Raw genomic sequence first — 24,902 nt, 5'->3', positions numbered from 1 at the left:
ATACTATATTGGCAAGGAGGTATCCCATGTCCGCCATCGCCCTTTACGATTATCTGGAAAGGCTGACCAGCCTGATGCGTGCCTGGTCCCGCGAGCAGCCGCTGGTGGCTGAGCTGCAGCCGGTGCAGTTGAGCGCCTTGCATTACCTGGCGCGTTGTAATCGCTATTCGGATACTCCGCTGGGCGTGACCGAATACCTCGGCTTGACCAAGGGCACAGTGTCGCAATCGCTCAAGGTGCTGGAAGGGCGGGGGCTGATCAGCAAGCTGCCGGATGCGCGGGATCGGCGCAGCGTTCATCTGCGGCTGACCGATGCGGGGCGCGCGCTGATCGAGGCGGTGATTCCGCCGCAGTTCCTCGAGCAGGCCGTCACGGCACTGGGCGAGAAGGGCGAACACTTGCAAGGCTTGTTGCGTGATCTTCTGGTCGTCATCCAGCGTCAGGAGGATGTGCCTGGTTTCGGCCTTTGTCGGTCCTGCCGGTTCCATCAACGGCGTGCGGGTTCGCCCTTCTGCGGTCTAACCGGGGAGCCGTTGAGCGATGCCGATGCCGAACTGATCTGCCGCGAGCACCAGGCCTGCGGCTGATCCGCGGGCAATAAAAAACCGGGCAATGGCCCGGCTTTTCGTGGGAGGGGGGATCAGCTCTTTTCGCCAGTGACGGTCTTGCCGTCGATGGTGCCTTCCTTGAGCATGATCTGGTATTCCTTGCCGTCGGTTTCCATCTGGTACAGGCGGACCAGCAGGTAGTCCCAGTCCTTGGCGAACCAGAGGATGGTCTTGCGGTTGCTCTTGCCCGGATCACGCACGCGCTCGACCTTGATCGCGTTGATCAGGCCGGCCTGGGTGCGTACCTTTTCCTCGCCGAGAACCCGGAAGTCGTAGGTATCGACATCCTCGCCCTCGATGATCTGGTAGCTCATGCTCTTCTTGCCGTCGGCAACGTCATGCTGCAGGACCAGTTGATAGGTGGACTTGTCCAGTTGACCGCGATTCAGGGGTTGCCGCACCGCATCGCCGCGGTCGCTGCCGAGCACCTGCTTCTGCGACCAGTCGAAGTCCAGCTCGATCTGCTTACCTTTGCCCAGACCCTGGCGGGCGAAGCGGTAGGTCTGCGGCAGGAAGGTGTCGTTCTCGACCTTGAAGGTGCTGACTTCGTTGAGACTGGCCAGCAGCATGGAGGCCTCGAAGTCCAGTTGCCAGCGGCCGTCGCCGAGAGCCTTCAGGCTGCGGGAGGCATTGCCGCTGATGGGCATCTGTTTCCAGTCGGCGGTATAGCTGGCGGTGAACGGCTTCAGCTCGAAGGCATAGGCCGGCAGGGTCAGCAGCGTCAGCAGGAACAGCATGGCTTTACGCATTGCGAATCTCCTTGGTGCGAATCTGATGGCCGGTGGCAGGCAGGGCCTGACCATCCAGCAGGGCGCCCTGTTCGCCCAGGCGCAAGCGGCCCTCGGCGAACCAGCGCATGGCCAGCGGGTAGATCCGGTGTTCTTCCTCGTGAACCCGTCTGGCCAGGCGTTCCGGCGTATCTTGCGACTCTACCGGGATTACTGCCTGTACGACCAGTGGCCCCCCATCGAGTTCCTCCGTCACGAAGTGCACGCTGCAACCGTGCTCGCGGTCGCCGGCTTCGAGGGCGCGTTGATGGGTATGCAGCCCTTTGTGGCGCGGCAGCAACGAGGGATGGATATTCAGCAGACGCCCCTGGTAATGGCGAACGAAATCGGCGCTGAGGATGCGCATGAACCCGGCAAGGATCACCAGGTGCGGTTCATGGGCATCGATCCGTTGTGCCAGGGCCTCGTCGAAGCTTTCGCGATCGGCATAGGCCTTGTGATCGAGCACCTCGGCCTGGATGCCGGCCTGGCGTGCGCGTTCCAGGCCATAGGCGTCCGCGCGGTTGGAGATCACCGCGCGGATCCGGGCCGGCGTGGCGCCGTCCCGGAGGCTGTCGATCAGCGCCTGCAGGTTGCTGCCGGAGCCGGAAATCAGCACCACGACATTGCAGAGTTTCGGCATCAGTGGTTTTTCAGATTGTTCAGGACCACGCGCTCGGCGTCCGCGCCGCAGGTTTCGATGCGACCGATCTGCCAGGGTTGCTCGCCGGCGGCACGCAGGACTTCCAGGGCTTTCTCGGCGTCGCTCTGGGCCACGCAGATGACCATGCCGACGCCGCAGTTGAGTACGCGATGCATCTCGGTCTCGTCGACGTTGCCCTGTTCCTGCAGCCAGTCGAATACCGCCGGACGGTTCCAGCTGGCGACATCGATCACGGCCTGGGCGTTGTCCGGCAGGACGCGCGGGATGTTGTCCAGCAGGCCGCCGCCGGTAATGTGAGCCATGGCCTTGACCGCGCCGGTCTGCTTGATCAGTTGCAGCAGCGGCTTGACGTAGATGCGGGTCGGCGCCATCAGCAGGTCGGCCAGCGGCTTGCCGTCGAGTTGGACCTGCTCGATGTCGGCGCCGGAAACCTCGATGATCTTGCGGATCAGGGAGTAGCCGTTGGAGTGCGGGCCGGAGGAGGGCAGGGCGATAAGCGCGTCGCCGGCCTGGACCCTGGAGCCGTCGATGATCTCGGCCTTTTCCACGACGCCGACGCAGAAGCCGGCCAGGTCATAGTCTTCGCCTTCGTACATGCCGGGCATTTCGGCGGTCTCGCCGCCGACCAGGGAACAGCCCGCCAGTTCGCAACCGGCACCGATGCCGGTGACTACGGTGGCGGCGACGTCGACGTTGAGCTTGCCGGTGGCGTAGTAGTCGAGAAAGAACAGCGGCTCGGCGCCGCAGACCACCAGGTCGTTGACGCACATCGCCACCAGGTCCTGGCCGATGCTGTCGTGCTTGTTCAGGTTGAGCGCCAGGCGCAGCTTGGTGCCCACCCCGTCGGTGCCGGATACCAGCACCGGCTGCTTGTAGCCGGCCGGGATTTCGCAGAGGGCGCCGAAGCCGCCGAGGCCGCCCATCACTTCCGGGCGTGCGGTGCGCTTGGCCACGCCTTTGATGCGTTCCACCAGGGCTTCGCCGGCGTCGATGTCCACACCAGCGTCCTTGTAGCTCAACGAGGGTTGCTTGCTGCTCATAAATCCAGGCCTATAGGGGTAATTCGGAGATCGGCCGGCCGCCCAGGCGTGCAACGCTGTTTGCCGGTTTTGAAGGCGCGCGATTTTATCAGGCTTGCCACGCAGCGGCCATCTCGGTTGCCGCTGGACGGACTGCTGTTTAAGGTATAGGTCCACTTGCGCGGCCTTCACAGCTCGTCGCCGCCGTTCCCATCCGTTCGTCGAGAGCCCTCCATGCGCATAGCCCGACTCTTCGTTCTCTGTTTTTCCCTGCTAGGCTTGCCCGTCTTCGCGGCAACGGTCCCCAATCTCTACCAGGTCCACGAGCCGGTTTCGTCGCAGCAGCCCGGGGAGCGCGATGCCGGACTGGTGCGAGCCCTGCAGACCCTGCTGGTGCGCCTGACCGGCAATCCGCAGGCGCCGCAGAACCCGGCATTGGCGGGGTACCTGAAGGATCCGCAGCAACTGATCAGCCAGTACGCCTTCGAAAATGGTCCGCCGCTGGCGCTGGTGGTCGATTTCGATCCGACCGCCACCGGTAATGCGCTGCGGGCCGCCGGCCTGCCGAGCTGGGGCGCCAACCGGCCGGCGGTGCTGGCCTGGTGGCTGAACGAAAGCGCCGATGGCAGCTCCCTGGTCGGTGACAACCAGGCCTCGGCCGAACCGCTCAAGCGTGCGGCGCAGAACCGCGGCTTGCCGTTGCGCCTGCCTCTGGCGGATCTCGACGAACAGATCGTCGGTACCCCGGAAAACCTCACCGCCGCCCAACCCGATGCCCTGCGCGCAGCCTCCGAGCGTTATGCCGCCGATGCCTTGCTGGCAGTGGACGCCAAGGAGGCGGACGGCAAATGGCAGGCGCAATGGCGGCTGTGGATGGGCGATTCGCGAGAGCAAGGCCAGGCTGAAGGCGCTACGCCCGACGCGTTGGCAGACAGCGTGATGCTGGCCGTCGGCAACCGCCTGTCCACTCGTTTCGTTGCCACTCCGGGAGCGGCGACCGGCCTGACCCTCCAGGTCCAGGGCGCGACACTGGCACGCTATGCCGAGTTGCAACGCCTGCTCGATCCGTTCGGCGCGCGTCTGGTAGGCGTGCGGGGCGATCGCCTCGACTATTCCGTGAAGGCCAGTCCCGAGCAATTGCGTGCCCAGCTGGGCCTGGCGCAGTTGCAGGAAATCCCGGCCGACAGCGTACCGCTGGATGCCTCCGGCCAGCCCGCAGCGCCCAGCGCGGCGGTGCCGTCGTCGACCCAACTGAATTTCCGCTGGCAGTGAGTCGGCGCGCCGATCCGCTCCTATGCAACGGAGCGGGCCGGCGCGCGACCGGCCGATGCTCTGGGCAAGGAGCCTCGGCTATCGGCAAACCTTTGATTTTGCTTGCCTAGTTGCTCATTGTGCGGCCTTGCCGAGGCGTATAAACTTTGCAGCCTTTACGGTGACTCCTGCGGCGTTTTCGGATTGTCCGCCCAGCCTGGCATGAAACCTATTCAGCTTCCCCTCAGTGTGCGTCTGCGCGACGACGCCACCTTCGCCAACTACTATCCCGGTGCCAATGCCGCGGCACTGGGATATGTCGAGCGTTTGTGCGAAGCCGAGGCTGGCTGGGCGGAAAGCCTCATCTACCTCTGGGGACACGACGGCGTCGGCCGCAGCCACCTGTTGCAGGCGGCCTGCTTGCGTTTCGAGCAGTTCGAAGAGCGAACCATCTACCTGCCGATGGCCGATCTGGTGCAGTACGGCCCGGAAATCTTCGACGATCTCGAGCAGTGCGAGCTGGTCTGCATCGACGACCTGGATGTGCTGGTTGGCAAGCGAGAATGGGAAGAGGGGCTGTTCCACCTGTTCAATCGACTGCGTGATACCGGTCGGCGCCTGCTGCTGGCGGCATCGAAGTCGCCCCGGGAGCTGCAGGTCAAGCTGCCGGACCTGAAGTCCCGCCTCACCATGGCGCTGATCTTCCAGTTGCACGGTCTTTCCGACGAGGACAAGCTTCGTGCCCTGCAACTGCGGGCATCCCGTCGTGGCCTGCATCTGACCGATGAAGTCGGTCGTTTCATCCTCAACCGCGGTTCGCGCAGCATGAACTCTCTGTTCGATCTGCTGGAGCAACTGGATCGCGCTTCGCTCCAGGCTCAGCGCAAGCTGACCATTCCTTTCCTCAAGGAAACCCTCGGCTGGTAAGCGTCGACAGTCCGTCGGCGAACTCCCGCATGGCCGTGCCGCAGTCCTTGGGTTTCGCTTGCGGCAGGAAGTGACCGCCTTCTATCCGTCTCTCCATCCATGCGCCGGCAGTATCGGAGCGCTGGCTGTCCGCAGGCTTCCCGGCGGTCGGCAGGGCAGGAGGGGGCTCCTGCCTTACCATCAGCGTTCCCCGGCGAGCCGTCGGTCGTACTGGAATCGCCAGCGCGTATAGAGCAGCGCGGCGCAGAACAAGGTCACGCTGAGTAGCACTTCGGCCCAGCCGAACAGGCGCTGCGTGGGATCGAAGGCGGCGAGTACGCCGAGGATGAAATACAGGTTGACCACGTAGCAGGCCCAGGCATGCCCGCGTGCGCTGCCCATGAGCAGTCCGGGGGCCACCACCAGCAGCGGCAGCAGCTTGAAGGCGAGGACCAGCCAGGGCACCCAGCTCGCCGCACCATGGGCGTCCGCGTAGATCAGGTCGCGAATGAGGATGAGCAGGACCAGGCCGACGAAGCTTCCCAGGCTGATGGCGCGGCTGAGCGCCAGGCGCGGCTGCAGCCACACTACTTCGGGCAGCGGTTTGTTCTTGCGGGCCATTTCAACTCCCCAGCTTGCCGGCGGTTTCCGCCAGGCGTTTGCCCAGCGCGCGACACAGGGTCAGTTCGTGCTCATCGAGGCTGCGCTTGCCATCGGCGCCGGCGAAGTGGCTGGCGCCGTAAGGCGTGCCGCCGCCGCGGGTTTCCAGCAGGGCGGGTTCGCTGTAGGGAATGCCCAGGACCAGCATGCCGTGGTGCAGCAACGGCAACAGCATCGATAACTGAGTGGTCTCCTGGCCGCCGTGCAGGCTGGCGGTGGAGGTGAAGACCGCTGCCGGCTTGCCGACCAGGCCGCCGGTCAGCCACAGGCTACTGGTACCGTCGAGGAAGTATTTCAGCGGGGAAGCCATGTTACCGAAGCGGGTCGGGCTGCCGAGGGCCAGGCCCGCGCAGTTCTTCAGGTCCTCCAGGGTTGCGTACAGCGCCCCCTCCGCGGGGATGTCCGGGGCGACCGCTTCGCATTCGGTGGATACCGCGGGAACCGTGCGTACGCGCGCCTCGAAGCCGCCCTGTTCGACGCCACGGGCGATCTGCCGGGCCATTTCCGCGGTAGCGCCATGGCGACTGTAGTACAGCACCAGGATGTAGGGACTGCTCAAGCGAGGATCTCCAGGACTCTTTCCGGAGGCCGGCCAACCACCGCCTTCTCACCCGCGACCAGCACCGGGCGCTCGATCAGCTTCGGATGCCTGGCCATTGCCTCGATGATGGCCTCTTCGCCAAGACTGGGCTCATCCAGGCCGAGGGCCTTGTATTCGTCCTCCCCGGTCCGCAGCAACTGGCGGGCGGGAATGCCGAGCTTGGCCAGGATCGCTTTCAGCTCGGCGGCGCTCGGCGGGGTTTCCAGATAGCGCACCACCTGCGGTTGCAGGCCGCGGGCTTCGAGCAGTTCGAGCGCTGCGCGGGATTTCGAGCAGCGCGGATTGTGCAACAGGATCAGTTCGCTCATGTCAGGGGTCGCATGGCCGGTGAAGTGACGGCTATTCTAACCGCCTCGTCGACCAGGACTGAACCCGTCGGCGCGAAGTACCGCCCCGAGAGGCGAAGAACCGGCGCGACTTCAAGGAGAGGGCATGCGCGAACATTTCAACGATGGGGTCGAGTTCGCTCGCTTCCTCGCTCATCGCTTCGTCACCGACAAGGCTCCCAACAGCGCGGCGGCGCTGACCTACACCACGTTGTTCGCGGTAGTGCCGATGATGACGGTGATGTTTTCCATGCTTTCGCTGATTCCGGCATTCCATGGCATGGGCGAGTCGATCCAGACTTTCATCTTTCGCAATTTCGTGCCTTCCGCTGGAGAAGCGGTGGAAACCTACCTGAAGAGTTTCACCACCCAGGCCCGGCACCTGACCTGGGTCGGGGTGGTCTTTCTGGCAGTCACCGCCTTCACCATGCTGGTGACCATCGAGAAAGCCTTCAACGAGATCTGGCGGGTTCGCCAGCCACGCCGCGGTGTCGGGCGGTTCCTCCTCTACTGGGCGATCCTCAGCCTGGGCCCATTGTTGCTGGGGGCCGGCTTCGCCGTGACCACCTACATCACTTCGCTGTCGCTGCTCCATGGCCCGGACGCGTTGCCGGGCGCGGAGACGCTGCTGGGGCTGATGCCGCTGGCGTTCAGCGTGGCGGCCTTCACCCTGCTCTATTCGGCGGTCCCGAACGCCCGGGTCCCGGTGCGCCATGCCCTGATGGGCGGCGTGTTCACGGCGGTACTGTTCGAAGCCGCGAAAACCCTGTTCGGGCTGTACGTAAGCCTGTTTCCCGGCTACCAGTTGATCTACGGTGCCTTCGCCACCGTGCCTATCTTCCTGCTGTGGATCTATCTTTCCTGGATGATCGTTCTGTTCGGCGCGGTGCTGGTCTGCAATCTCTCTTCTTCCCGTCTCTGGCGGCGGCGCTCGCTGCCCAAGCTGATCGTCCTGCTCGGCGTGCTGAGGGTGTTCCTCCAGCGCCAGCAGCTTGGACAGTCGCTGCGCCTGACCCACTTGCATCGTGCGGGTTGGCTGTTGCCCGAGGATGAGTGGGAGGAACTGCTGGACTTTCTCGAGAAGGAGCAGTTCGTCTGTCGCGCCGGCGGAGGCGAGTGGGTGCTGTGCCGGGATCTTGGCGCCTACAGTCTGCATCGCTTGCTGAATCGCTGCCCCTGGCCCATGCCTAGCCGAGAGCGCATGCCTGCGAATCTGGACGAGGCGTGGTATCCGCCGTTCCAGCAGGCCATGGAGCGCTTGCAGGTGGAGCAGGAGGCGCTGTTCGGAGAAAGCCTGGCCCACTGGCTGGCGGACGGAACCTCGGGAGCGAAGGTGACGTAAAGTGTCAGTTTGCGGCGAACGATGTGCATGAGGCGCTGCATGCTGCCGGAGGAACCCCAGCAAGCGCAGGGAAAGCGCTGTTGGCACGCTTCTGGCAAACCCTCGTGTGACAGTCGTTTCACTCCGTAGTTCCGCCGAGGTTCCCGTTCATGCTCCCAATGTCGAACAAGGTCGTCCATTTGCATCACAAGGATGAGCAGGCAGCGCTTGAGCGTTTGAACCGGATTACCGGGCTGCAGTTCAGCAGTTGGCCGGAGTCGCTGGTGCCGGCGCGCAGCGTCAGCGAACCGTCGCCTGAGAAAGCGCGGGACGAACCCCTGCTCGATCAGGTGCGCCAGGGCTGAGCGATCCGGCTCAAGCTTCGGACACCTGCTGGGACCTGTTTTCCTGCTCCACCGCTTGTACGAAGAACTCCTCCACGACCAGTCGGGAAAAGGCCGTCGCCGACTTCAGGCGTACCTGCATGTTCTCCACTTTCTGCCGTACGGGCAGGCGGGCAATGCCGGAAAGCAGGATGCGTTGCTGGCGGTCGATTCGTCCGTGATCCACCGCCACTTCGCGCTGGCGCCCGCCATCCAGATAGCTGACCACCAGTGACACCAGCAGGTCGCAGGCATCCGGAAGATGTAGCCAGGCGGCAATGTTGTAGTCCGCGACCAGGCCCTCGTGGGCTGTCAGGGTCGGGCGTGCGGCATCCACCAGGTGTGCGGGGACGCTTCCGATCAGATGGTCTTTCATAAGCAGCAGTGTGTCCGTTTAAAAGGGCTTCGGACTCGTCGCTCTCGACTTCTCCCCAAGTCGATCCTGCCGATGCCTGGGCATACGGCCGGTTGAGTCGTCGTGTCGTGTGTGGCACGCGGATTATAGGGGTGGTCCTTTGCGTCAAACTGTGCGGTTCGACGGCGATCGTCGTGACTCTTCTCGCACTTTGTGCCTTGTAGGAAGTATCGGGGCTTCTTCTTCCCATATTCGTCTCCACTCGGTTTTGCAGAGGTGGATGGCTTCCAGTAAGGTCTCGCCATAGTGCCGCGCCGGGTTGCCCTGGTCCGGCCGAAGTTTTCCTGACTCGAGAGGTTCCTGACATGGGGAGTTGGCTACGCCCGCTGGGCGCTGCTGCGGTGTTGTTTCTCGCGGGCTGTTCGGCGGATTACGGAGTCGACCAGGACGGGCGTCCTGTCGCTGCGGAGCAGTTGGACGGGCATTGGCTGGTGGTCAACTACTGGGCTGACTGGTGCGCGCCCTGCCGGACCGAGATTCCGGAGATGAATCGCCTTGCGCAGGTGCTGGGAGGGCAGGGCGGGCGCGTCATTGGAGTGAATTTCGATGGCCTGCGCGATGCCGAGTTGAAGAAGTCGGCCGATGGCATGGGGATTCGCTTCACCGTGCTGGCCGATGATCCGGCGCCTCGCTTCACGCTCCCTCGCAGCGAAGCGTTGCCCGTCACCTATATCGTCGATGCTCGGGGGGAAATGCGTCAGCGTCTGCTGGGCGAGCAGACGGCCGATGGCATATTGAAACAGCTCGAGGCTTTGCGGGAGGGACGCTGATGGCGAGGATCTGCTTGCATGCCTATGTCGGCGGCCGGGTACAGGGCGTCGGTTTCCGTCAGGCGACCCGGGAAGAGGCTGATCGCCTCGAACTCGACGGTTGGGTGCGAAACCTGGATGACGGGCGTGTCGAAGTCGTCTGGGAGGGCGAGGAGGACCGGGCGAAAGCCCTGGAGCGATGGCTGGGGCGGGGCCCGCGGCACGCGGAGGTCTCTGCGGTCGAGGTCGAGCAAATGCCGCTGCAGGGGATCGCTGGCTTCGTCGTCCGTCGCTGACGAGGCGAGTTCGCCGTCAGGGCGTCTCGCCAGGGTCCGCGGCCAGGCGTCCGGCATCCCGGAGCAGGGCATGCATGAACTGCTGCTGCAGTTCGGGGTCGTTGCGCGTGAGCTCGATCAGGCTCTGTTCCAGTTCGCTGGCTTCTTCTTCCAGGCCCAGCTCCGCGAGGCGTTTCACCCGATGGACCCAGTGGTGGACGTCATCGCCTTCCAGGTCGTCATAGATCAGGGCGTGAGCTTCCAGGAGCTTGCCGCGCAGGCTGCGGCTGACGCGGAGGCTGGCATCGGCGCGGGTACCATCCTGTGGGTCGCTCACCGAAAGATGTATCTGCGAGATGCGGCTGATGTCCTGTTCGGCGAAGGGGCTGTCAAGCAGGTTGAGGCGCAGCACGCCATGACGGTCGGTAAGCAGTTCGTTGAGTTCCTTGCCGGAACTGACCATGACCGGACGCTCCGCCCAGGGCAGGCTGGAGTATTCCAGGCGCTTGTCGCGCTGTTTCTCGTCGATGCTCGCGAGATTCTGTTCGGCGCGACCGTTGGATTCCACGTTCATGAACGGATTCACCCCGGCCAGCCCATAGTTGATCCAGCCGTGGGTGATGTTGTCCGGTACGCTGCCGAAGGTCACCACGTTGACGATGTTCGCTCCGACGCCGGCCACCAGCGCCACCGCGCCCAACGGGATCTCGTAGATCTCCCGCCAGGCCTGGTACGGCGTATAGCGGTCGTAACGGCGCGTCACCTCGAACTCGGTGACCTCGAAGGACTTCTGGTCGTTGATCCGGACCCGGCGCTGCGGTAGTTCGAGCACATCGGGCTGGCCGACATCGACTTGCAGGGTATGTTCGAGCAGCTTCCGCTCGACGCGCTCCTCATGCTCGCTACGCTGCGGCAACTGGTTGGCGCAGCCGCTCAGCAGAAGGCCGCCGCACAGGGCGGCGGCGAATAGGCGCAGGGGTCTTCCGGTGGGCATCGTTACGCTCAGCGGCTGAGTTTTTCGGTGATGAACGACATCAGTTCGCCGATCGGCAGGTTCTGCGACTCGCTGTCACGGCGGCCCTTGTATTCCAGGACGCCTTCGCTGAGGCCGCGGTCGCTGATCACGATGCGGTGGGGAATGCCGATCAGCTCCATGTCGGCGAACTTCACCCCGGGGCTGGTCTTCTTGTCGCGATCGTCCAGCAGCACTTCGAAACCGGCTGCGGTCAGCTCGGCATAGAGCTTGTCGGTCGCCTGCTTGACGCTCTCGGTTTCGTACTTCAGCGGTACCAGGGCGATCTGGAACGGCGCCAGTGCGCTTGGCCAGAGAATGCCGCGCTCGTCATGGTTCTGCTCGATGGCGGCTGCGACCACGCGGGATACGCCGATGCCGTAGCAGCCCATGATCAGGTTGACCGGCTTGCCCTGTTCGCTCAGGACGCTCAGCTTCATCGCTTCGCTGTACTTGGTGCCAAGCTGGAAGATATGACCGACCTCGATGCCGCGCTTGATCACCAGGGTGCCCTTGCCGTCCGGGCTGGGGTCGCCTTCGACGACATTGCGCAGGTCGGCGACCTCGGGCAGCGGCAGGTCGCGCTCCCAGTTCACGCCGAAGTAGTGCTTGTCCTCGATGTTGGCGCCAGCGGCGAAATCGCTCATCAGGGCGACGGAGCGGTCGACGATGCAGGCGATCGGCAGGTTGACCGGGCCCAGCGAGCCGGGGCCGGCGCCGATGGCGGCACGGATCTCGGCCTCCGAAGCGAATACCAGCGGGCTGGCGACCAGCGGCTGGTTGGCGGCCTTGATTTCGTTGAGCTCGTGATCACCGCGGACGATCAGGGCGACCAGGGTGCCTTCTTCGGCGCCATGCACCACCAGGGTCTTGATGGTTTTCTCGATCGGTAGCTGGAAGCCGTCCACCAGGGCCGCGATGGTCTTGGTGTTGGGCGTGTCGACCAGGCGCATGTCCTCGGTGGCGCTGCCGCGGGCGCTCTCGCGCGGCACGGCTTCGGCCTTCTCGATGTTCGCGGCGTAGTCGGAGCTGTCGCTGAAGACGATATCGTCCTCGCCGGAGTTGGCCAGCACGTGGAACTCATGGGAGCCGCTGCCGCCGATGGAGCCGTTGTCGGCTTGCACGGGACGGAAATCCAGGCCGAGGCGGGAGAAGATCTTGCTGTACGCCTGGTACATCCCGTCGTAGGTCTGCTGCAGCGAGTCCTGGCTCAGGTGGAAGGAATAGGCGTCCTTCATGATGAATTCGCGTCCGCGCATCAGGCCGAAGCGCGGGCGGATCTCATCGCGGAACTTGGTCTGGATCTGATAGAAGTTGATCGGCAGTTGCTTGTAGCTGTTCAGCTCGTTGCGCGCGAGGTCGGTGATCACTTCTTCGTGGGTCGGGCCTACGCAGAATTCGCGCTCGTGGCGGTCCTTCAGGCGCAGCAGCTCAGGGCCGTATTGCTCCCAGCGCCCCGACTCCTGCCACAGCTCGGCCGGCTGCACCGCCGGCATCAGCACTTCCAGGGCGCCGGCAGCGTTCATTTCCTCGCGGACGATGGTCTCGACCTTGCGCAGTACCCGCAGGCCCATTGGCAGCCAGGTGTAGAGACCCGAGGCCAGGCGACGGATCATGCCGGCGCGAAGCAGCAGTTGATGGCTGATTACCACCGCGTCGGCGGGGGTTTCTTTGAGCGTGGAAAGCAGATACTGACTGGTACGCATCTTTGGCCGTTATGTCGGTTGTATCGGGAGGAATGGCTGGGCATTGTACGGTGCCGGTCTGGCTGCGTACAGGGCGCCGGCCATCGATGATGAGGAGTCAGCAGGCAATGAACGCGGCGCAGGTACAGGCGTTGATCCGCATGGGGCTGCCCATGGCCGAGGACATCGATTTTCGTGTCGAGCGTCTCGACGAACGACATGCGCTGGCGCGCATACCTTTTCACGGCAAGCTGGTGCGTCCCGGTGGAACGCTGTCCGGCCCGACCATCATGGCGCTGGCCGACGCGGCGATGTACGCGGTCATTCTCGGGCGTCTCGGGGCGGTCGAGATGGCCGTGACCTCGAACCTGAACATCAACTTCCTCAGCAAGCCCAGGCCCGAGGACCTGTTGGCCGAGGCGAGCATCCTCAAGCTGGGGCGGCGCCAGGTCGTCTGCGAGGTCGGGGTGTTTTCGCAGAGTAATGAGGAAGACCTGGTGGCCCATGTCACCGGTACCTACGCCCTTCCTTTATAGGCGCGTTGCCGCCAAGAAGAAAAAACCCGGCGATGCCGGGTTTTTTCGTTGCCTGTCGGTCGATTACAGGATCGACAGCGGATAGTCGACGATCAGGCGGAACTCGTTCTGGTCGCCTTCGCCCTGGTCGGCGTTGGCACGGTGCCAGGCCTGGCGGATGCGGAACGACAGGTCCTTGGCCGGACCGGACTGGACCACGTACTTGGCTTCGAGGTTGGTCTCGTGGTGCTTGCCATCCTCGCCGTACAGGCCTGCGTAGGAGGAGCTGGAATCGACCTTGGTACCGTCGATGTCCTTACCATTGATGTAACGCAGCATGAAGGTCAGGCCAGGAACGCCGTAGGAGGCCAGGTTCAGGTCGTAGCGGGCCTGCCAGGATTTCTCGCCAGGACCGTTGAAGTCGGAGTACTGGACGGAGTTGGCGAGGAAGATCGAGTCGCCGCCGGCGCCGGAACCGTTGCCGCCGAAGCCGATGTAGTCGAACGGCTCGTCGCCATGCACCTGCTGGTAGGCCAGGGTGAAGGTGTGGGCGTCCAGGGTATACGCGCCCGCCAGGGACCAGGTGGTGTTGCTGATGTCGCCAGCCTTGGACTTGCCTTCGTCGGTGGTGCGGTAGATGTTGAAGTCGAAGCCCAGCGATTGATCGGAGGCCAGCGGGATGGTGTAGTTGGTGTTCAGGTAGTACTGGCGATAGATGTCTTTCAGCTCTGCGCCATAGAGGGAGGCGCTGAGGTTGTCGGTGATCGCGTAGCGGCCGCCAGCGAAGTCGGCGCTCTTGGCTGTCTGGCCGGCGTAGGTGGCGTAGAGCTCACCGCGCGATTTGACGGTGGTCGGCTCCTTGCCCTCGGTGAAGTGGCCTGCCTCGAGGTCGAGCCCTTCGAATTCGCTGCTCTGCAGCTGGAAGCCGGTCGCGGTCTGCGGGAACAGGCGGCTGCCGCCAGCGGCGAAGACCGGGGCGGTCGGTTGCATCTCGCCCCACTTCAGCATGGTCTTGGAGATGCGCACCTTCACGGCGCCGCCGGCGCGGCTGTAGTCATCGCGCGGCTTGCCGTCGTTCATCACCGGCAGGTTGCCGGTGCCGGTCTTGTCGGAGGTGCCGTCGAGCTTCAGGCCCAGGTAGCCGAAGGCATCGACGCCGAAGCCACGGTGCCTTGAGTGAAGCCGGATTCGTAGGTGGTGAGGAAGCCCTGGGTCCAATCGACGCGATCACCCCGACCTTCCTTGCCGTCACGGTTGAAATAGTAGTTGCGGAGCAGCAGGTTCAGGCTGCTGTCTTCGATGAACCCCTTCGCTTCGGCCTGATCGCTGACGAATGCGTCGGCCACGGCGAACTGAGTGCTACCTGCGGAAACCGCCAGTGCAATGGCGCTCCACTTCATCACTTTCATTGTGATTGCTCCTTTGGTTTTGAAATTATCTCTGCCATCACAGTGCCGCAGTGACGGCTAGTTCTTCTTGTCGGCGCTAACTTATAGCACGCAGTGTTTCTTGGCGATAGTTGAGGTTCCGAAGCGACGGATTCTTTACCGTGCTGTCGCAAAATTGCATGACGCATGTCGCATCTGCGTAGGTGCGCAGTTGAAAAAATGACGTATGTCGCGGGGTTGGTCACTCTTGTTGAGGTCGCTTCTCAAGTCGCTTTTTCCGATTGGCGGGGCCTTGTAATAAAAATGTCATGTTCCGTACGGCCCCTCTTACTGTGATGAAAGAGGTATAAGCAAACTCCGTGCACAAATTGGAAAATGGCTTCGCCTATGTATTCCAGTTGGTCTCTTCGAGAGCGAGGCTATTCTGTTTGAAAGCAAACGAATTATGCTTTGAAACCTGATTGTAATCCGTCTGCTTCAAGGGTTGGTTGCCATCGAGTTGTCTGTGGCGAATGCGTTTGTATCCACGGCATGTCTTATGTTCGGCGTCGCGCTGTATTCATTTGGCCGGCATCTTATGGGGCGTTCGGCTGGAGAGGCGCGCCAAGCTGGGGCGGGCGGATGTGTGGGCTTGCTTTGGCCGGGCGGCGAAGTATCCTGCGCGGCAGTTACGGCGGGGCCCTTCCCGGAGGGAGGGGCTAAGCTGTCCATGAACGACGGTCGAACAGGAGAGGTCAGTATGTTCGCTTTGGATCCCCGGCTGGAGCAGGACACCCTGTTGCTCGGCGACTTTCCCCTCAGCCGCCTGCTGCTGATGAACGATGCCCGCTATCCGTGGTTCATCCTGGTGCCGAGGCGGGAGGATGTCACCGAGCTGTTCCAGCTCGATGTCGATGACCGGCAGGCGCTGTGGCGCGAGGCCACGCTGCTGGCAGAGGTCCTCAAGGACACCTTCCGTGCGGACAAGATGAATGTCGCTAACCTGGGCAATGTGGTCAGCCAGCTTCACATGCACGTGATCGTCCGGCGACGTGGTGACGACGCCTGGCCCGGCCCTGTCTGGGGGCGCCATCCGGCTCGGCCTTATTCTTCCGAGCAGGTCGAGGCGATCCGCGGCAAGTTGCGGATGGTGCTGACCGACGGCTTCCGTTTTGCCGGGGAGGCCTAGATGGAGCTGGACGCGCGCATGGATGACCTGGAATGCCGCCAGGCTTTCCAGGATGACACTTTGCAGGCTCTCAACGATGTGGTGGTCGAGCAGCAGCGCAGCATCGAGCGACTGCAGCTTCAGGTCGCGGCATTGATCAAGCGTCTGGAAGACGTCCAGGGGCTGGTGGGCGAGGCGGGGGAAGACGAAGCGCCTCCTCCCCATTATTGAATGCACAAAAAACCCGCCGTTCGGCGGGTTTTCTGTTTTTCGCGGCGGTCAGCGGCGGGAGGCGATCACGTCTTCCGCCTGCAGGCCCTTGTCCCGTTGTACCACCGAGAACTCCACGCGCTGGCCTTCGATGAGGATGCGGTGGCCTTCGCCGCGAATCGCTCGGAAGTGGACGAAGATGTCCTCGCCCGAATCGCGGGAAATGAAGCCGAAACCTTTTGAGGTGTTGAACCACTTCACGGTACCGGTCTCCCGGTTGCCGCTGTCCTGGCTGCCGCCGAGGGCTGCCGGGGCGCTGGCGCTGCGCGAGACCGGTTTGCCGGGTTTCAGGCTGCCCGCCAGTTGCAGGGCCGTGGCCAGCACCAGGCTTAGCAGGGGCAGGACGATCGCCGGCTGGTCGGCGATGGTCGGCAGCGGCGCCAGCAGGATCAGTGCCTGCAGGACGACGCCCAGGACCAGCAGGGCGGCTGCGCCGGCCTGCAGCGGGCGGGTTGGATGTGACGATTGCAGTACGGGAGCGAAGAGCAGGTTGATCAGGCCCAGAATGGCCAGGTAGATGGCATCGGGATGTTGCAGGAAGGGTGTGGCTTCGGTTCTTAGGCTGGGAATGAAGGACAGCAATAGGGCGGCGACGCCCGTGACCAGAAGGACGATTTTCAACATGTCAATGAGTTCACCTTGATGGGGTAACGATCAAGTAGCCGGACAGCGCTTCGGTGCATGAAACGAAAGGTGCGGAAGGACGGCCGGCCTATGCGCGTGACGCACGGCGGCTATTTAACAGGAAAGCAGGAGGCTACTCAAATCAAGCGGTTGGCGCCGGAGGGGGAGGGCGGGACCCTGAGGCGGGCCCCGCTTTCTATCGAGCGATCGACGATCAGCTGGCAAGAAGGCTGCGCAACATCCAGGCGGTCTTTTCATGCACCTGCATACGTTGGGTGAGCAGGTCGGCGGTGGGTTCGTCGCTGACCTTGTCCAGCAGCGGGAAGATGCTGCGGGCGGTGCGCACCACGGCTTCCTGACCCTGGACCAGTTGCCGGATCATCTCCTCGGCTTCCGGAACGCCTTCCTCCTCCTTGATGGACGAGAGGCGGGCGTAGGCGGCGTAGGTGCCGGGCGCCGGGAAGCCCAGGGCCCGGATGCGCTCGGCGATGTCGTCCACGGCAACGGCCAGTTCGGTGTACTGGCCTTCGAACATCAGGTGCAGCGTGTTGAACATCGGGCCGGTGACGTTCCAGTGGAAGTTGTGGGTTTTCAGGTAGAGGGTGTAGGTGTCGGCCAGTAGCCGCGACAGGCCCTCGGCAATGGCTGCGCGATCCTGTTCGCCGATTCCGATATTGATTTCCATGGCGTTCTCCTTTCAGTCGGCCTTGTGAATGGGGCACTCCGAAACAGTTGGAGTGAGGCTAACACAGGGTTTTTCCCAGCGCTCTTGGTCTATGTCAAAGGCGGCGATAGGGAGAATCTATTCCGACTGCCCGGTCAAGCGAATGGTTCGCAGGGGGAGGCGAAATGCTTCCGTTCAACGGCCTGGCTTCCCGCGTGACAGGCCGGCGGGGCTGGCTGCAAGCCATGGATTTTTCAGGCTATAATCCCCGCCTTCAATGCGAAGTGGGCCCGGATGCGGGTGCTTCGCCGTTGCCGTTCACCGGGCAGCGCGGGAGATGTCCTTCCGGGGGCGTACCGATGGTTCCGGTGCTCGGTCAGGGCCGGCGAGAGCCCGGCAATGGTCGCCAGGCAGCCGGCGGCTCCACAGAATCCAAGACTTACGAGAAGCGAACCACACCATGATGCGCAGCCACTATTGCGGCCAACTGAACGAGAGCCTGGACGGCCAGGAAGTCACCCTTTGCGGTTGGGTTCACCGCCGCCGCGACCATGGTGGAGTGATCTTCCTCGATGTGCGCGATCGCGAGGGGCTGGCCCAGGTGGTGTTCGATCCGGACCGTGCGGAAACCTTCGCCAAGGCCGACCGGGTGCGCAGCGAGTTCGTGGTGAAGATCACCGGCAAGGTGCGCCTGCGCCCTGAAGGCGCGCGCAACCCGAACATGGCGTCTGGCTCCATCGAGGTACTGGGCTACGAACTGGAAGTGCTGAACCAGGCCGAGACTCCGCCGTTCCCGTTGGATGAATACTCCGATGTGGGCGAGGAAACCCGCCTGCGCTACCGCTTCATCGACCTGCGTCGTCCGGAGATGGCCGCCAAGCTGAAGCTGCGCGCGCGCATCACCAGCAGCATTCGCCGCTACCTGGACGACAACGGCTTCCTCGACGTCGAGACCCCGATCCTCGGCCGGCCGACGCCGGAAGGCGCGCGCGACTACCTGGTGCCGAGCCGTACCTACCCGGGCCACTTCTTCGCCCTGCCGCAGTCGCCGCAGTTGTTCAAGCAACTGCTGATGGTCGCCGGCTTCGATCGCTACTACCAGATCGCCAAGTGCTTCCGTGACGAGGACCTGCGTGCCGACCGCCAGCCGGAATTCACCCAGATCGACATCGAGACCAGCTTCCTCGACGAGAGCGACATCATCGGCATCACCGAGAAGATGGTGCGCCAGCTGTTCAAGGAAGTGCTGGATGTCGAGTTCGACGAGTTCCCGCACATGCCGTTCGAAGAGGCCATGCGCCGCTACGGTTCGGACAAGCCCGACCTGCGCATCCCGCTGGAGTTGGTGGACGTCGCCGACCAGTTGAAGGAAGTGGAGTTCAAGGTCTTCTCCGGTCCGGCCAACGATCCGAAGGGGCGTGTCGCCGCCCTGCGTGTGCCGGGCGCCGCCTCCATGCCGCGCAGCCAGATCGACGACTACACCAAGTTCGTCGGCATCTATGGTGCCAAGGGCCTGGCCTACATCAAGGTCAACGAGCGCGCCAAGGGCGTGGAAGGTCTGCAGTCGCCGATCGTGAAGTTCATCCCCGAGGCCAACCTGAACGTGATCCTCGATCGCGTTGGCGCGGTCGACGGCGACATCGTGTTCTTTGGCGCCGACAAGGCCAAGATCGTTTGCGATGCCCTGGGCGCGCTGCGTATCAAGGTCGGCCATGACCTCAAGCTGCTCACCCGGGAGTGGGCGCCCATGTGGGTCGTGGACTTCCCGATGTTCGAGGAGAACGACGACGGCTCGCTGTCCGCGCTGCACCACCCGTTCACCTCGCCCAAGTGCACCCCGGCCGAGCTTGAGGCCAATCCGGGCGCGGCGCTTTCCCGCGCCTACGACATGGTGCTCAACGGTACCGAGCTGGGTGGCGGTTCCATCCGTATCCATGACAAGTCCATGCAGCAGGCGGTGTTCCGTGTGCTGGGCATCGACGAGGCGGAACAGGAAGAGAAATTCGGCTTCCTGCTCGACGCGCTCAAGTACGGTGCGCCGCCGCATGGCGGCCTGGCCTTCGGCCTGGATCGCCTGGTCATGCTGATGACCGGTGCATCGTCGATCCGCGAAGTGATCGCCTTCCCGAAGACCCAGAGCGCTGGCGACGTCATGACCCAGGCACCGGGTTCCGTGGACGGCAAGGCCCTGCGCGAGCTGCACATTCGCCTGCGCGAGCAGCCGAAGGCCGAGTGATTCGAATCAACCCGCGGAGGCGCCGCTTGCGGCGCCTCCTGCCGAGAGAGCAATACGGAGTGAGTTATGGCTGGTCATTCTAAATGGGCCAACATCAAGCACCGCAAAGAGCGGCAAGATGCCAAGAAAGGCAAGATCTTTACCAAGCTGATCCGTGAGCTGACCGTCGCTGCAAGGCAGGGCGGCGGCGTCCCGGCGGACAACCCGCGTCTGCGCCTGGCCGTGGACAAGGCGCTGACCGCCAACATGACCCGCGATACCATCGATCGTGCCATTGCGCGCGGCGTCGGCTCCAACGATGCCGACAACATGGTCGAGCTTTCCTATGAAGGTTATGCGCCGAGCGGCGTAGCGATCATCGTCGAGGCGATGACCGACAACCGCAACCGTACCGCTGCCGAAGTGCGTCATGCCTTCAGCAAGTGTGGCGGCAACCTGGGCACCGATGGTTCGGTCGCCTACATGTTCGAGCGCAAGGGACAGATCAGCTTCGCTCCCGGCGTGGACGAGGAAGCGCTGATGGATGCGGCCCTGGAGGCTGGCGCCGATGACGTGGTAGTCAACGACGATGGCTCCATCGACGTGTTCACCACCTTCGCCGACTTCATTTCGGTGAACGAGGCGCTGGCCGCCGCCGGATTCAAGGGCGACGAAGCCGAAGTCACCATGATCCCTTCGACCACCGCGACCCTGGACCTGGAAACCGCGCAGAAGGTGCTCAAGCTGATCGACATGCTCGAGGACCTGGACGACGTGCAGAACGTCTATTCCAATGCCGATATCCCGGACGACGTGATGGCGCAGCTCGGCTGAGCCGATCGGAGCGATAACGCGAAGCCGGAAGTGGGGTACGCTTGATGCGTTCGAACCCCGCTTCCGGCTTTTAGTATCCAGCTTATGACTTTGATTCTAGGGATTGACCCGGGCTCGCGCATCACCGGCTTCGGCGTGGTGCGGGAAACGGCGCGCGGTTGCGAATACGTGGCGTCCGGATGTATACGGACCGGTAATGGCCCCTTGCACGAGCGTCTACACGTGGTGTTTCGCAGCGTCCGCGAGGTGATCCGCACCCATGGCCCGACGGCCCTGAGCATCGAGCAGGTGTTCATGGCGCGCAACGCCGATTCGGCCCTGAAGCTGGGGCAGGCGCGGGGGGCGGCCATCGTCGCGGCAATGGAGGAGGGGTTGAGCGTGGCGGAGTACACCGCCTCGCAGGTCAAGCAGGCAGTCGTGGGGACCGGCGGTGCAGACAAGCAGCAGGTGCAGATGATGGTCATGCATCTGTTGAAGCTGACCCAGAAACCGCAGATCGATGCCTCCGACGCCCTGGCCATCGCCCTGTGTCATGCCCATACCCAACAGAGTCTGGTCCCCCATGGCCTGGTGGGCGCACGCCGACGTGGCGGGCGCCTGCGTCTTTGAATAAGGAAAGCTCTTCGTGATCGGACGCTTGCGTGGCACCCTGGCGGAGAAACAGCCGCCACACCTGATCCTCGATGTGAATGGCGTCGGCTATGAAGTGGAAGTGCCGATGACGACCCTCTATCGGTTGCCTTCGGTGGGCGAGCCGGTGACCTTGCATACCCATCTGGTTGTGCGTGAGGATGCGCACTTGCTCTATGGCTTCGCCGAAAAGCGCGAGCGAGAGCTGTTCCGTGAGCTGATCCGGCTCAACGGCGTGGGTCCGAAACTGGCCCTGGCGCTGATGTCGGGCCTGGAAGTGGACGAACTGGTGCGTTGCGTCCAGGCACAGGACACCTCCACCCTGGTGAAGATCCCCGGTGTTGGCAAGAAGACCGCCGAGCGCCTGCTGGTGGAGTTGAAGGACCGCTTCAAGGCTTGGGAAAACATGCCCACGATTGCACCGTTGGTGATGGAACCCCGTGCCAGCGCTACAGTCTCAAGCGCCGAGGCCGATGCAGTCAGCGCGCTGATCGCCCTCGGCTTCAAGCCACAGGAAGCCAGTCGTGCCGTCGCAGCCGTACCGGGAGAGGATTTGTCCAGCGAAGAAATGATCCGCCAGGCCCTGAAGGGCATGGTCTAGGTGGCGCCCGATGATCGAGCCTGATCGCCTCATATCCGCCATTTCCGGTCGCGAACGCGATGAGCAGCTGGACCGCGCCATTCGCCCGCTGAAGCTGGCCGACTACATCGGCCAGCCCAGCGTGCGCGAGCAGATGGAGCTGTTCATCCATGCCGCGCGCGGCCGCCAGGAGGCGCTCGACCATACGCTGATCTTCGGTCCGCCGGGGCTGGGCAAGACGACCCTGGCGAATATCATCGCCCAGGAAATGGGCGTTTCCATCAAGAGTACTTCCGGGCCGGTGCTCGAGCGTCCCGGCGATCTCGCCGCGTTGCTGACTAACCTGGAGGCCGGCGACGTCCTGTTCGTCGACGAGATCCACCGTCTTTCGCCCATCGTCGAAGAAGTGCTGTATCCGGCCATGGAAGATTTCCAGCTGGACATCATGATCGGCGAAGGGCCCGCGGCCCGCTCCATCAAGCTGGACCTGCCGCCGTTCACCCTGGTCGGCGCGACCACCCGTGCCGGCATGCTGACCAATCCACTGCGCGATCGCTTCGGTATCGTCCAGCGCCTGGAGTTCTACAACGTCGAGGACCTGGCGACCATCGTCAGTCGGTCGGCCGGCATTCTCGGCCTGGAGATCGAGCCGCAGGGCGCGGCGGAAATCGCCAAGCGCGCCCGCGGTACGCCGCGAATCGCCAATCGCCTGCTGCGCCGGGTACGCGACTTCGCCGAGGTCCGGGGGCAGGGCGACATTACCCGGGTGATCGCCGACAAGGCATTGAACCTGCTCGATGTCGACGAGCGTGGCTTCGACCACCTCGACCGTCGTCTGTTGCTGACCATGATCGACAAGTTCGATGGCGGGCCTGTAGGAATCGACAACTTGGCTGCGGCGTTGAGCGAGGAGCGGCACACGATCGAAGATGTACTGGAGCCCTATCTGATCCAGCAGGGCTACATCATGCGGACACCGCGGGGGCGCGTGGTAACACGCCATGCGTACCTGCACTTTGGCCTGAATATTCCGAAAAGGTTGGGGCCGGGGGTGACGACGGATCTGTTCACGTCTGAAGATGGTAATTAATTGCATTTGTGGGCGATTGCCGATTGGCAAAGCCGGGACTTGGTTCTAGAGTATGCGCGCGCAACACGGGGGAAAGCCGTTCCAGCAGCGTTTCCGGGTCTATTACGAGGACACGGATGCCGGCGGCATCGTCTATTACGTCAACTATCTCAAGTTCATGGAACGGGCTCGGACCGAGCGGCTGCGAGCTTTGGGGTTCGCCCAATCGCAACTGGTCGGCGACAATCTGCTGTTCGTCGTGCACTCCGCCGAGGCGCGTTACCACGCCCCGGCCAAGCTCGATGATGAACTGCTTGTCAGCGCCGAGGTCGAGGAGTTGAACCGGGCGAGCCTGAAGTTTCGTCAACAGGTTCGTCGAGCGTCGGACTCCGTCCTGCTCTGCGAGGGGCGGTTCCTGGTGGCGTGCGTGCGAGCGGACACCCTGAAGCCACGTGCTATCCCCGAAACGTTGCGTGCGGCTTTTGCCGGAAGCCCGGATTCTTTTTCAGCAGGAGATTAAAGTGGAACCGAACGTCGTCGACCATACCTCCATGTGGAGCCTGATCAGCAACGCCAGTATCGTGGTGCAGCTGGTCATGCTGACCCTCGTGGCCGCCTCGGTCACATCCTGGATCATGATTTTCCAGCGCGGCAATGCCATGCGCGCCGCCAAGAAGGCACTGGATGCTTTCGAAGAACGCTTCTGGTCGGGCATCGACCTGTCCAAGCTGTACCGCCAGGCCGGTAGCAATCCGGACCCGGACTCCGGCGTCGAGCAGATCTTCCGTGCCGGCTTCAAGGAGTTTTCCCGTCTGCGCCAGCAGCCCGGCGTCGATCCCGATGCGGTGATGGAGGGCGTGGCGCGCGCCATGCGTGTGGCCATCTCCCGTGAGGAGGAGAAACTCGAAGCCAGCCTGCCATTCCTGGCAACCGTCGGTTCCACCAGCCCGTACGTCGGCCTGTTCGGTACCGTCTGGGGTATCATGAACTCCTTCCGTGGCCTGGCCACCGTGCAGCAGGCAACCCTGGCCACCGTCGCCCCGGGTATCGCCGAAGCGCTGATCGCTACCGCCATCGGCCTGTTCGCCGCGATCCCGGCGGTCATCGCCTACAACCGCTTCTCCGCACGTTCTGAGATGCTGATCGGTCGTTACTACACCTTCGCCGACGAGTTCCAGGGCATCCTGCACCGCAAGGTGCACACCAGCGACGACTAAGACGACTGAGAGGTAAGCCGATATGGCAAGGGTTCGTCACAAGCGCAAGCCGGTCGCGGAAATGAACGTGGTGCCTTACATCGACGTGATGCTGGTACTGCTGGTGATTTTCATGGTGACCGCACCGATGCTTAACCAGGGGGTCAAGGTCGACCTGCCGAAGGTGTCCAGCGAGGCGTTGCCTCAGGACAACAACAAGCAGGTCCTGACCCTTTCGGTGAAGGCCGACGGTTCCTATTACTGGAACGTCGGCAGCGAAGTGGATACTGAAAAACAGACCGATAGTGCCGTGTCGTTGGAACAGATGACCGATGCAGTCACCAAGATCATGAGTGCCCGTCCGGACACCCAGGTATTCATCCGCGGCGACAAGGCGGTGAACTATGGTGCGGTGGTTGGCGCCATGGGTGCCTTGCAGCAGGCCGGTGTGCCCAACGTCGGGTTGATTACCGAGGCCCCCTGATCTTGAAGCAACAGTTCGAGCGCTCGCCTTCCGAGAGTTATTTCTGGCCCGTCGTCCTGGCGGTGGTCCTGCACGTTCTGATCTTCGCCATGCTGTTCGTCAGCTGGGCGTTTGCTCCGGAGCTTCCTCCCTCCAAGCCGATCGTGCAGGCCACGCTCTACCAGCTCAAGTCGAAGAGCCAGGCGACGACCCAGACCAACCAGAAGATCGCTGGCGAGGCGAAGAAGACCGCCTCCAAGCAATACGAAGTCGAGCAGCTCGAACAGAAGAAGCTCGAGCAGCAGAAACTCGAGCAACAAAAGCTGGAACAGCAGCAGGTCGCTGCTGCGAAAGCGGCGGAACAAAAGAAGGCTGACGAGGCTCGAAAGGCCGAGGCCCAGAAAGCCGCCGAGGCGAAGAAGGCCGATGAAGCCAAGAAAGCTGCCGAGGCCAAGGCCGCCGAACAGAAGAAGCAGGCTGACATAGCTAAGAAGCGCGCCGAGGACGAGGCCAAGAAAAAGGCCGCTGACGACGCCAAGAAAAAGGCAGCCGAGGACGCGAAGAAGAAAGCGGCCGAGGAGGCCAAGAAGAAGGCTGCTGCGGAAGCGGCGAAGAAGAAAGCCGCCGTCGAGGCCGCCAAGAAAAAGGCCGCCGCCGCTGCCGCG

The 24,902-nt window shown here is 63.2% G+C and carries 30 protein-coding genes and 1 pseudogene; 19 read left to right on the top strand and 12 right to left on the bottom strand.

Annotated elements, in window-relative coordinates; all coding sequences use genetic code 11:
• Positions 1-26 precede the first annotated feature (26 nt).
• Positions 27-587, top strand: coding sequence for a MarR family winged helix-turn-helix transcriptional regulator (locus HMPREF2716_RS08655; protein WP_003112585.1), 561 nt, complete (start codon positions 27-29; stop codon positions 585-587).
• 53 nt (positions 588-640) lie between these two features.
• On the opposite strand, the gene HMPREF2716_RS08650 is transcribed toward HMPREF2716_RS08655, so the two are convergent.
• Genes HMPREF2716_RS08650 through purM form a run of 3 tightly spaced genes read right to left on the bottom strand, consistent with a single transcriptional unit; the run spans position 641 to position 3,079 of the window.
• Positions 641-1,357: a DUF3108 domain-containing protein gene (locus HMPREF2716_RS08650; RefSeq protein ID WP_003086061.1), complete on the bottom strand. Its 717-nt coding sequence runs from the start codon at positions 1,355-1,357 to the stop codon at positions 641-643.
• A complete protein-coding gene (gene purN, locus HMPREF2716_RS08645; RefSeq protein WP_023105493.1) occupies positions 1,350-2,018 on the bottom strand; it encodes a phosphoribosylglycinamide formyltransferase in 669 nt (222 codons plus the stop codon). Before purN ends, HMPREF2716_RS08650 begins: the two co-directional genes overlap by 8 nt.
• Positions 2,018-3,079, bottom strand: a complete 1,062-nt coding sequence (gene purM / locus HMPREF2716_RS08640; RefSeq protein ID WP_003109942.1) for a phosphoribosylformylglycinamidine cyclo-ligase — start codon at positions 3,077-3,079, stop codon at positions 2,018-2,020. Before purM ends, purN begins: the two co-directional genes overlap by 1 nt.
• A 213-nt stretch (positions 3,080-3,292) precedes the next feature.
• Here purM and HMPREF2716_RS08635 point away from each other — a divergent pair, with 213 nt between their 5' ends.
• On the top strand, positions 3,293-4,330 hold the full coding sequence (locus tag HMPREF2716_RS08635; RefSeq protein WP_003102400.1) for a DUF2066 domain-containing protein: 1,038 nt from the start codon (positions 3,293-3,295) through the stop codon (positions 4,328-4,330).
• Between the two features lie 201 nt (positions 4,331-4,531).
• Positions 4,532-5,236 carry a DnaA regulatory inactivator Hda gene (gene hda, locus HMPREF2716_RS08630; protein WP_003102398.1) on the top strand — a complete coding sequence of 235 codons (705 nt, stop codon included), beginning with the start codon at positions 4,532-4,534 and terminating at the stop codon, positions 5,234-5,236.
• Between the two features lie 180 nt (positions 5,237-5,416).
• Here hda and HMPREF2716_RS08625 read toward each other — a convergent pair whose 3' ends face one another.
• The 3 genes from HMPREF2716_RS08625 to arsC are packed head-to-tail and all read right to left on the bottom strand — an operon-like array spanning position 5,417 to position 6,784.
• Positions 5,417-5,836: a DUF2069 domain-containing protein gene (locus HMPREF2716_RS08625; protein ID WP_003117100.1), complete on the bottom strand. Its 420-nt coding sequence runs from the start codon at positions 5,834-5,836 to the stop codon at positions 5,417-5,419.
• Position 5,837: 1 nt separating this feature from the next.
• Positions 5,838-6,434 carry an NAD(P)H:quinone oxidoreductase gene (gene wrbA, locus HMPREF2716_RS08620; protein WP_003102394.1) on the bottom strand — a complete coding sequence of 199 codons (597 nt, stop codon included), beginning with the start codon at positions 6,432-6,434 and terminating at the stop codon, positions 5,838-5,840.
• Positions 6,431-6,784: an arsenate reductase (glutaredoxin) gene (arsC, locus tag HMPREF2716_RS08615; protein ID WP_003102393.1), complete on the bottom strand. Its 354-nt coding sequence runs from the start codon at positions 6,782-6,784 to the stop codon at positions 6,431-6,433. Before arsC ends, wrbA begins: the two co-directional genes overlap by 4 nt.
• Before the next feature lie 124 nt (positions 6,785-6,908).
• Between arsC and HMPREF2716_RS08610 the strand changes: the two genes are divergently transcribed.
• Both HMPREF2716_RS08610 and HMPREF2716_RS08605 read left to right on the top strand, forming a co-directional pair.
• Entirely contained in the window at positions 6,909-8,144 is a 1,236-nt protein-coding gene (locus tag HMPREF2716_RS08610) for a YihY family inner membrane protein (protein WP_016561606.1), read from the top strand.
• A 158-nt stretch (positions 8,145-8,302) separates the two neighbouring features.
• Positions 8,303-8,488, top strand: a complete 186-nt coding sequence (locus HMPREF2716_RS08605; protein WP_003112577.1) for a hypothetical protein — start codon at positions 8,303-8,305, stop codon at positions 8,486-8,488.
• Between the two features lie 10 nt (positions 8,489-8,498).
• Here the strand turns inward: HMPREF2716_RS08605 and HMPREF2716_RS08600 are convergent, their stop codons facing one another.
• A complete protein-coding gene (locus HMPREF2716_RS08600; RefSeq protein ID WP_003109947.1) occupies positions 8,499-8,882 on the bottom strand; it encodes a hypothetical protein in 384 nt (127 codons plus the stop codon).
• 344 nt (positions 8,883-9,226) lie between these two features.
• Between HMPREF2716_RS08600 and HMPREF2716_RS08595 the strand changes: the two genes are divergently transcribed.
• Both HMPREF2716_RS08595 and HMPREF2716_RS08590 read left to right on the top strand, forming a co-directional pair.
• A complete protein-coding gene (locus tag HMPREF2716_RS08595; RefSeq protein ID WP_034043707.1) occupies positions 9,227-9,691 on the top strand; it encodes a TlpA disulfide reductase family protein in 465 nt (154 codons plus the stop codon).
• The gene (locus tag HMPREF2716_RS08590; RefSeq protein ID WP_003102385.1) at positions 9,691-9,966 is read left to right on the top strand and encodes an acylphosphatase; all 276 of its coding nucleotides are present in this window, start codon (positions 9,691-9,693) and stop codon (positions 9,964-9,966) included. The genes HMPREF2716_RS08595 and HMPREF2716_RS08590 overlap by 1 nt, the downstream gene beginning before the upstream one ends.
• A gap of 16 nt (positions 9,967-9,982) precedes the next feature.
• On the opposite strand, the gene HMPREF2716_RS08585 is transcribed toward HMPREF2716_RS08590, so the two are convergent.
• Together HMPREF2716_RS08585 and HMPREF2716_RS08580 are read right to left on the bottom strand one after the other, a co-directional pair.
• Positions 9,983-10,939 (bottom strand): hypothetical protein, encoded by a 957-nt coding sequence (locus tag HMPREF2716_RS08585; protein WP_003086088.1) that lies wholly within the window; start codon positions 10,937-10,939, stop codon positions 9,983-9,985.
• Between the two features lie 8 nt (positions 10,940-10,947).
• The gene (locus HMPREF2716_RS08580; protein WP_003102377.1) at positions 10,948-12,663 is read right to left on the bottom strand and encodes a proline--tRNA ligase; all 1,716 of its coding nucleotides are present in this window, start codon (positions 12,661-12,663) and stop codon (positions 10,948-10,950) included.
• Positions 12,664-12,770: 107 nt separating this feature from the next.
• Between HMPREF2716_RS08580 and HMPREF2716_RS08575 the strand changes: the two genes are divergently transcribed.
• Positions 12,771-13,178, top strand: coding sequence for a PaaI family thioesterase (locus HMPREF2716_RS08575; protein ID WP_003086091.1), 408 nt, complete (start codon positions 12,771-12,773; stop codon positions 13,176-13,178).
• A 63-nt stretch (positions 13,179-13,241) separates the two neighbouring features.
• Here HMPREF2716_RS08575 and HMPREF2716_RS08570 read toward each other — a convergent pair.
• Positions 13,242-14,566: pseudogene (locus HMPREF2716_RS08570) on the bottom strand (OprD family porin).
• A gap of 718 nt (positions 14,567-15,284) precedes the next feature.
• Between HMPREF2716_RS08570 and HMPREF2716_RS08565 the strand changes: the two are divergent.
• Together HMPREF2716_RS08565 and HMPREF2716_RS08560 are read left to right on the top strand one after the other, a co-directional pair.
• The gene (locus HMPREF2716_RS08565; RefSeq protein WP_003107742.1) at positions 15,285-15,713 is read left to right on the top strand and encodes an HIT family protein; all 429 of its coding nucleotides are present in this window, start codon (positions 15,285-15,287) and stop codon (positions 15,711-15,713) included.
• A complete protein-coding gene (locus tag HMPREF2716_RS08560) occupies positions 15,714-15,923 on the top strand; it encodes a SlyX family protein (protein ID WP_003086099.1) in 210 nt (69 codons plus the stop codon).
• Positions 15,924-15,971: 48 nt separating this feature from the next.
• Here HMPREF2716_RS08560 and HMPREF2716_RS08555 read toward each other — a convergent pair whose 3' ends face one another.
• Together HMPREF2716_RS08555 and HMPREF2716_RS08550 are read right to left on the bottom strand one after the other, a co-directional pair.
• A complete protein-coding gene (locus tag HMPREF2716_RS08555; protein ID WP_003106665.1) occupies positions 15,972-16,586 on the bottom strand; it encodes a cold-shock protein in 615 nt (204 codons plus the stop codon).
• Positions 16,587-16,800: 214 nt separating this feature from the next.
• Positions 16,801-17,271: a Dps family protein gene (locus HMPREF2716_RS08550; protein ID WP_003086103.1), complete on the bottom strand. Its 471-nt coding sequence runs from the start codon at positions 17,269-17,271 to the stop codon at positions 16,801-16,803.
• Between the two features lie 439 nt (positions 17,272-17,710).
• Here HMPREF2716_RS08550 and aspS point away from each other — a divergent pair, with 439 nt between their 5' ends.
• The 9 genes from aspS to tolA all read left to right on the top strand — a co-directional run.
• A complete protein-coding gene (aspS, locus tag HMPREF2716_RS08545) occupies positions 17,711-19,486 on the top strand; it encodes an aspartate--tRNA ligase (protein WP_003123218.1) in 1,776 nt (591 codons plus the stop codon).
• Between the two features lie 66 nt (positions 19,487-19,552).
• Positions 19,553-20,299, top strand: a complete 747-nt coding sequence (locus tag HMPREF2716_RS08540; RefSeq protein WP_003086107.1) for a YebC/PmpR family DNA-binding transcriptional regulator — start codon at positions 19,553-19,555, stop codon at positions 20,297-20,299.
• A gap of 84 nt (positions 20,300-20,383) precedes the next feature.
• Entirely contained in the window at positions 20,384-20,908 is a 525-nt protein-coding gene (gene ruvC / locus HMPREF2716_RS08535) for a crossover junction endodeoxyribonuclease RuvC (RefSeq protein WP_003112575.1), read from the top strand.
• A gap of 16 nt (positions 20,909-20,924) precedes the next feature.
• Positions 20,925-21,530, top strand: coding sequence for a Holliday junction branch migration protein RuvA (gene ruvA, locus HMPREF2716_RS08530; protein ID WP_003086122.1), 606 nt, complete (start codon positions 20,925-20,927; stop codon positions 21,528-21,530).
• Between the two features lie 10 nt (positions 21,531-21,540).
• Entirely contained in the window at positions 21,541-22,599 is a 1,059-nt protein-coding gene (gene ruvB / locus HMPREF2716_RS08525) for a Holliday junction branch migration DNA helicase RuvB (protein ID WP_043492914.1), read from the top strand.
• Positions 22,600-22,651: 52 nt separating this feature from the next.
• Positions 22,652-23,098 (top strand): tol-pal system-associated acyl-CoA thioesterase, encoded by a 447-nt coding sequence (ybgC, locus tag HMPREF2716_RS08520; protein ID WP_003086124.1) that lies wholly within the window; start codon positions 22,652-22,654, stop codon positions 23,096-23,098.
• A 1-nt stretch (position 23,099) separates the two neighbouring features.
• On the top strand, positions 23,100-23,795 hold the full coding sequence (tolQ, locus tag HMPREF2716_RS08515; RefSeq protein ID WP_070621861.1) for a protein TolQ: 696 nt from the start codon (positions 23,100-23,102) through the stop codon (positions 23,793-23,795).
• A gap of 22 nt (positions 23,796-23,817) precedes the next feature.
• The gene (gene tolR, locus HMPREF2716_RS08510) at positions 23,818-24,258 is read left to right on the top strand and encodes a protein TolR (RefSeq protein WP_003086126.1); all 441 of its coding nucleotides are present in this window, start codon (positions 23,818-23,820) and stop codon (positions 24,256-24,258) included.
• A gap of 2 nt (positions 24,259-24,260) precedes the next feature.
• On the top strand, positions 24,261-24,902 hold a 642-nt coding region (gene tolA, locus HMPREF2716_RS08505; RefSeq protein ID WP_070621860.1), incomplete at its 3' end, for a cell envelope integrity protein TolA.

This window comes from Pseudomonas sp. HMSC076A11 (assembly GCF_001810205.1).
Taxonomy (GTDB): domain Bacteria; phylum Pseudomonadota; class Gammaproteobacteria; order Pseudomonadales; family Pseudomonadaceae; genus Pseudomonas; species Pseudomonas aeruginosa.
Note: the sequence above shows the minus strand (reverse complement) of the source record. Positions and strands in the feature narration are given on the sequence as shown.

What these genes read in the sequence shown, in the direction of transcription:
- HMPREF2716_RS08655 (WP_003112585.1), top strand. Translation starts at nt 27, where the DNA reads ATGTCCGCCATCGCCCTTTACGATTATCTGGAAAGGCTGACCAGCCTG.
- HMPREF2716_RS08650 (WP_003086061.1), bottom strand. Translation starts at nt 1,357, where the DNA reads ATGCGTAAAGCCATGCTGTTCCTGCTGACGCTGCTGACCCTGCCGGCC.
- purN (WP_023105493.1), bottom strand. Translation starts at nt 2,018, where the DNA reads ATGCCGAAACTCTGCAATGTCGTGGTGCTGATTTCCGGCTCCGGCAGC.
- purM (WP_003109942.1), bottom strand. Translation starts at nt 3,079, where the DNA reads ATGAGCAGCAAGCAACCCTCGTTGAGCTACAAGGACGCTGGTGTGGAC.
- HMPREF2716_RS08635 (WP_003102400.1), top strand. Translation starts at nt 3,293, where the DNA reads ATGCGCATAGCCCGACTCTTCGTTCTCTGTTTTTCCCTGCTAGGCTTG.
- hda (WP_003102398.1), top strand. Translation starts at nt 4,532, where the DNA reads ATGAAACCTATTCAGCTTCCCCTCAGTGTGCGTCTGCGCGACGACGCC.
- HMPREF2716_RS08625 (WP_003117100.1), bottom strand. Translation starts at nt 5,836, where the DNA reads ATGGCCCGCAAGAACAAACCGCTGCCCGAAGTAGTGTGGCTGCAGCCG.
- arsC (WP_003102393.1), bottom strand. Translation starts at nt 6,784, where the DNA reads ATGAGCGAACTGATCCTGTTGCACAATCCGCGCTGCTCGAAATCCCGC.
- HMPREF2716_RS08610 (WP_016561606.1), top strand. Translation starts at nt 6,909, where the DNA reads ATGCGCGAACATTTCAACGATGGGGTCGAGTTCGCTCGCTTCCTCGCT.
- HMPREF2716_RS08605 (WP_003112577.1), top strand. Translation starts at nt 8,303, where the DNA reads ATGTCGAACAAGGTCGTCCATTTGCATCACAAGGATGAGCAGGCAGCG.
- HMPREF2716_RS08600 (WP_003109947.1), bottom strand. Translation starts at nt 8,882, where the DNA reads ATGAAAGACCATCTGATCGGAAGCGTCCCCGCACACCTGGTGGATGCC.
- HMPREF2716_RS08595 (WP_034043707.1), top strand. Translation starts at nt 9,227, where the DNA reads ATGGGGAGTTGGCTACGCCCGCTGGGCGCTGCTGCGGTGTTGTTTCTC.
- HMPREF2716_RS08590 (WP_003102385.1), top strand. Translation starts at nt 9,691, where the DNA reads ATGGCGAGGATCTGCTTGCATGCCTATGTCGGCGGCCGGGTACAGGGC.
- HMPREF2716_RS08585 (WP_003086088.1), bottom strand. Translation starts at nt 10,939, where the DNA reads ATGCCCACCGGAAGACCCCTGCGCCTATTCGCCGCCGCCCTGTGCGGC.
- HMPREF2716_RS08580 (WP_003102377.1), bottom strand. Translation starts at nt 12,663, where the DNA reads ATGCGTACCAGTCAGTATCTGCTTTCCACGCTCAAAGAAACCCCCGCC.
- HMPREF2716_RS08575 (WP_003086091.1), top strand. Translation starts at nt 12,771, where the DNA reads ATGAACGCGGCGCAGGTACAGGCGTTGATCCGCATGGGGCTGCCCATG.
- HMPREF2716_RS08565 (WP_003107742.1), top strand. Translation starts at nt 15,285, where the DNA reads ATGTTCGCTTTGGATCCCCGGCTGGAGCAGGACACCCTGTTGCTCGGC.
- HMPREF2716_RS08560 (WP_003086099.1), top strand. Translation starts at nt 15,714, where the DNA reads ATGGAGCTGGACGCGCGCATGGATGACCTGGAATGCCGCCAGGCTTTC.
- HMPREF2716_RS08555 (WP_003106665.1), bottom strand. Translation starts at nt 16,586, where the DNA reads ATGTTGAAAATCGTCCTTCTGGTCACGGGCGTCGCCGCCCTATTGCTG.
- HMPREF2716_RS08550 (WP_003086103.1), bottom strand. Translation starts at nt 17,271, where the DNA reads ATGGAAATCAATATCGGAATCGGCGAACAGGATCGCGCAGCCATTGCC.
- aspS (WP_003123218.1), top strand. Translation starts at nt 17,711, where the DNA reads ATGATGCGCAGCCACTATTGCGGCCAACTGAACGAGAGCCTGGACGGC.
- HMPREF2716_RS08540 (WP_003086107.1), top strand. Translation starts at nt 19,553, where the DNA reads ATGGCTGGTCATTCTAAATGGGCCAACATCAAGCACCGCAAAGAGCGG.
- ruvC (WP_003112575.1), top strand. Translation starts at nt 20,384, where the DNA reads ATGACTTTGATTCTAGGGATTGACCCGGGCTCGCGCATCACCGGCTTC.
- ruvB (WP_043492914.1), top strand. Translation starts at nt 21,541, where the DNA reads ATGATCGAGCCTGATCGCCTCATATCCGCCATTTCCGGTCGCGAACGC.
- ybgC (WP_003086124.1), top strand. Translation starts at nt 22,652, where the DNA reads ATGCGCGCGCAACACGGGGGAAAGCCGTTCCAGCAGCGTTTCCGGGTC.
- tolR (WP_003086126.1), top strand. Translation starts at nt 23,818, where the DNA reads ATGGCAAGGGTTCGTCACAAGCGCAAGCCGGTCGCGGAAATGAACGTG.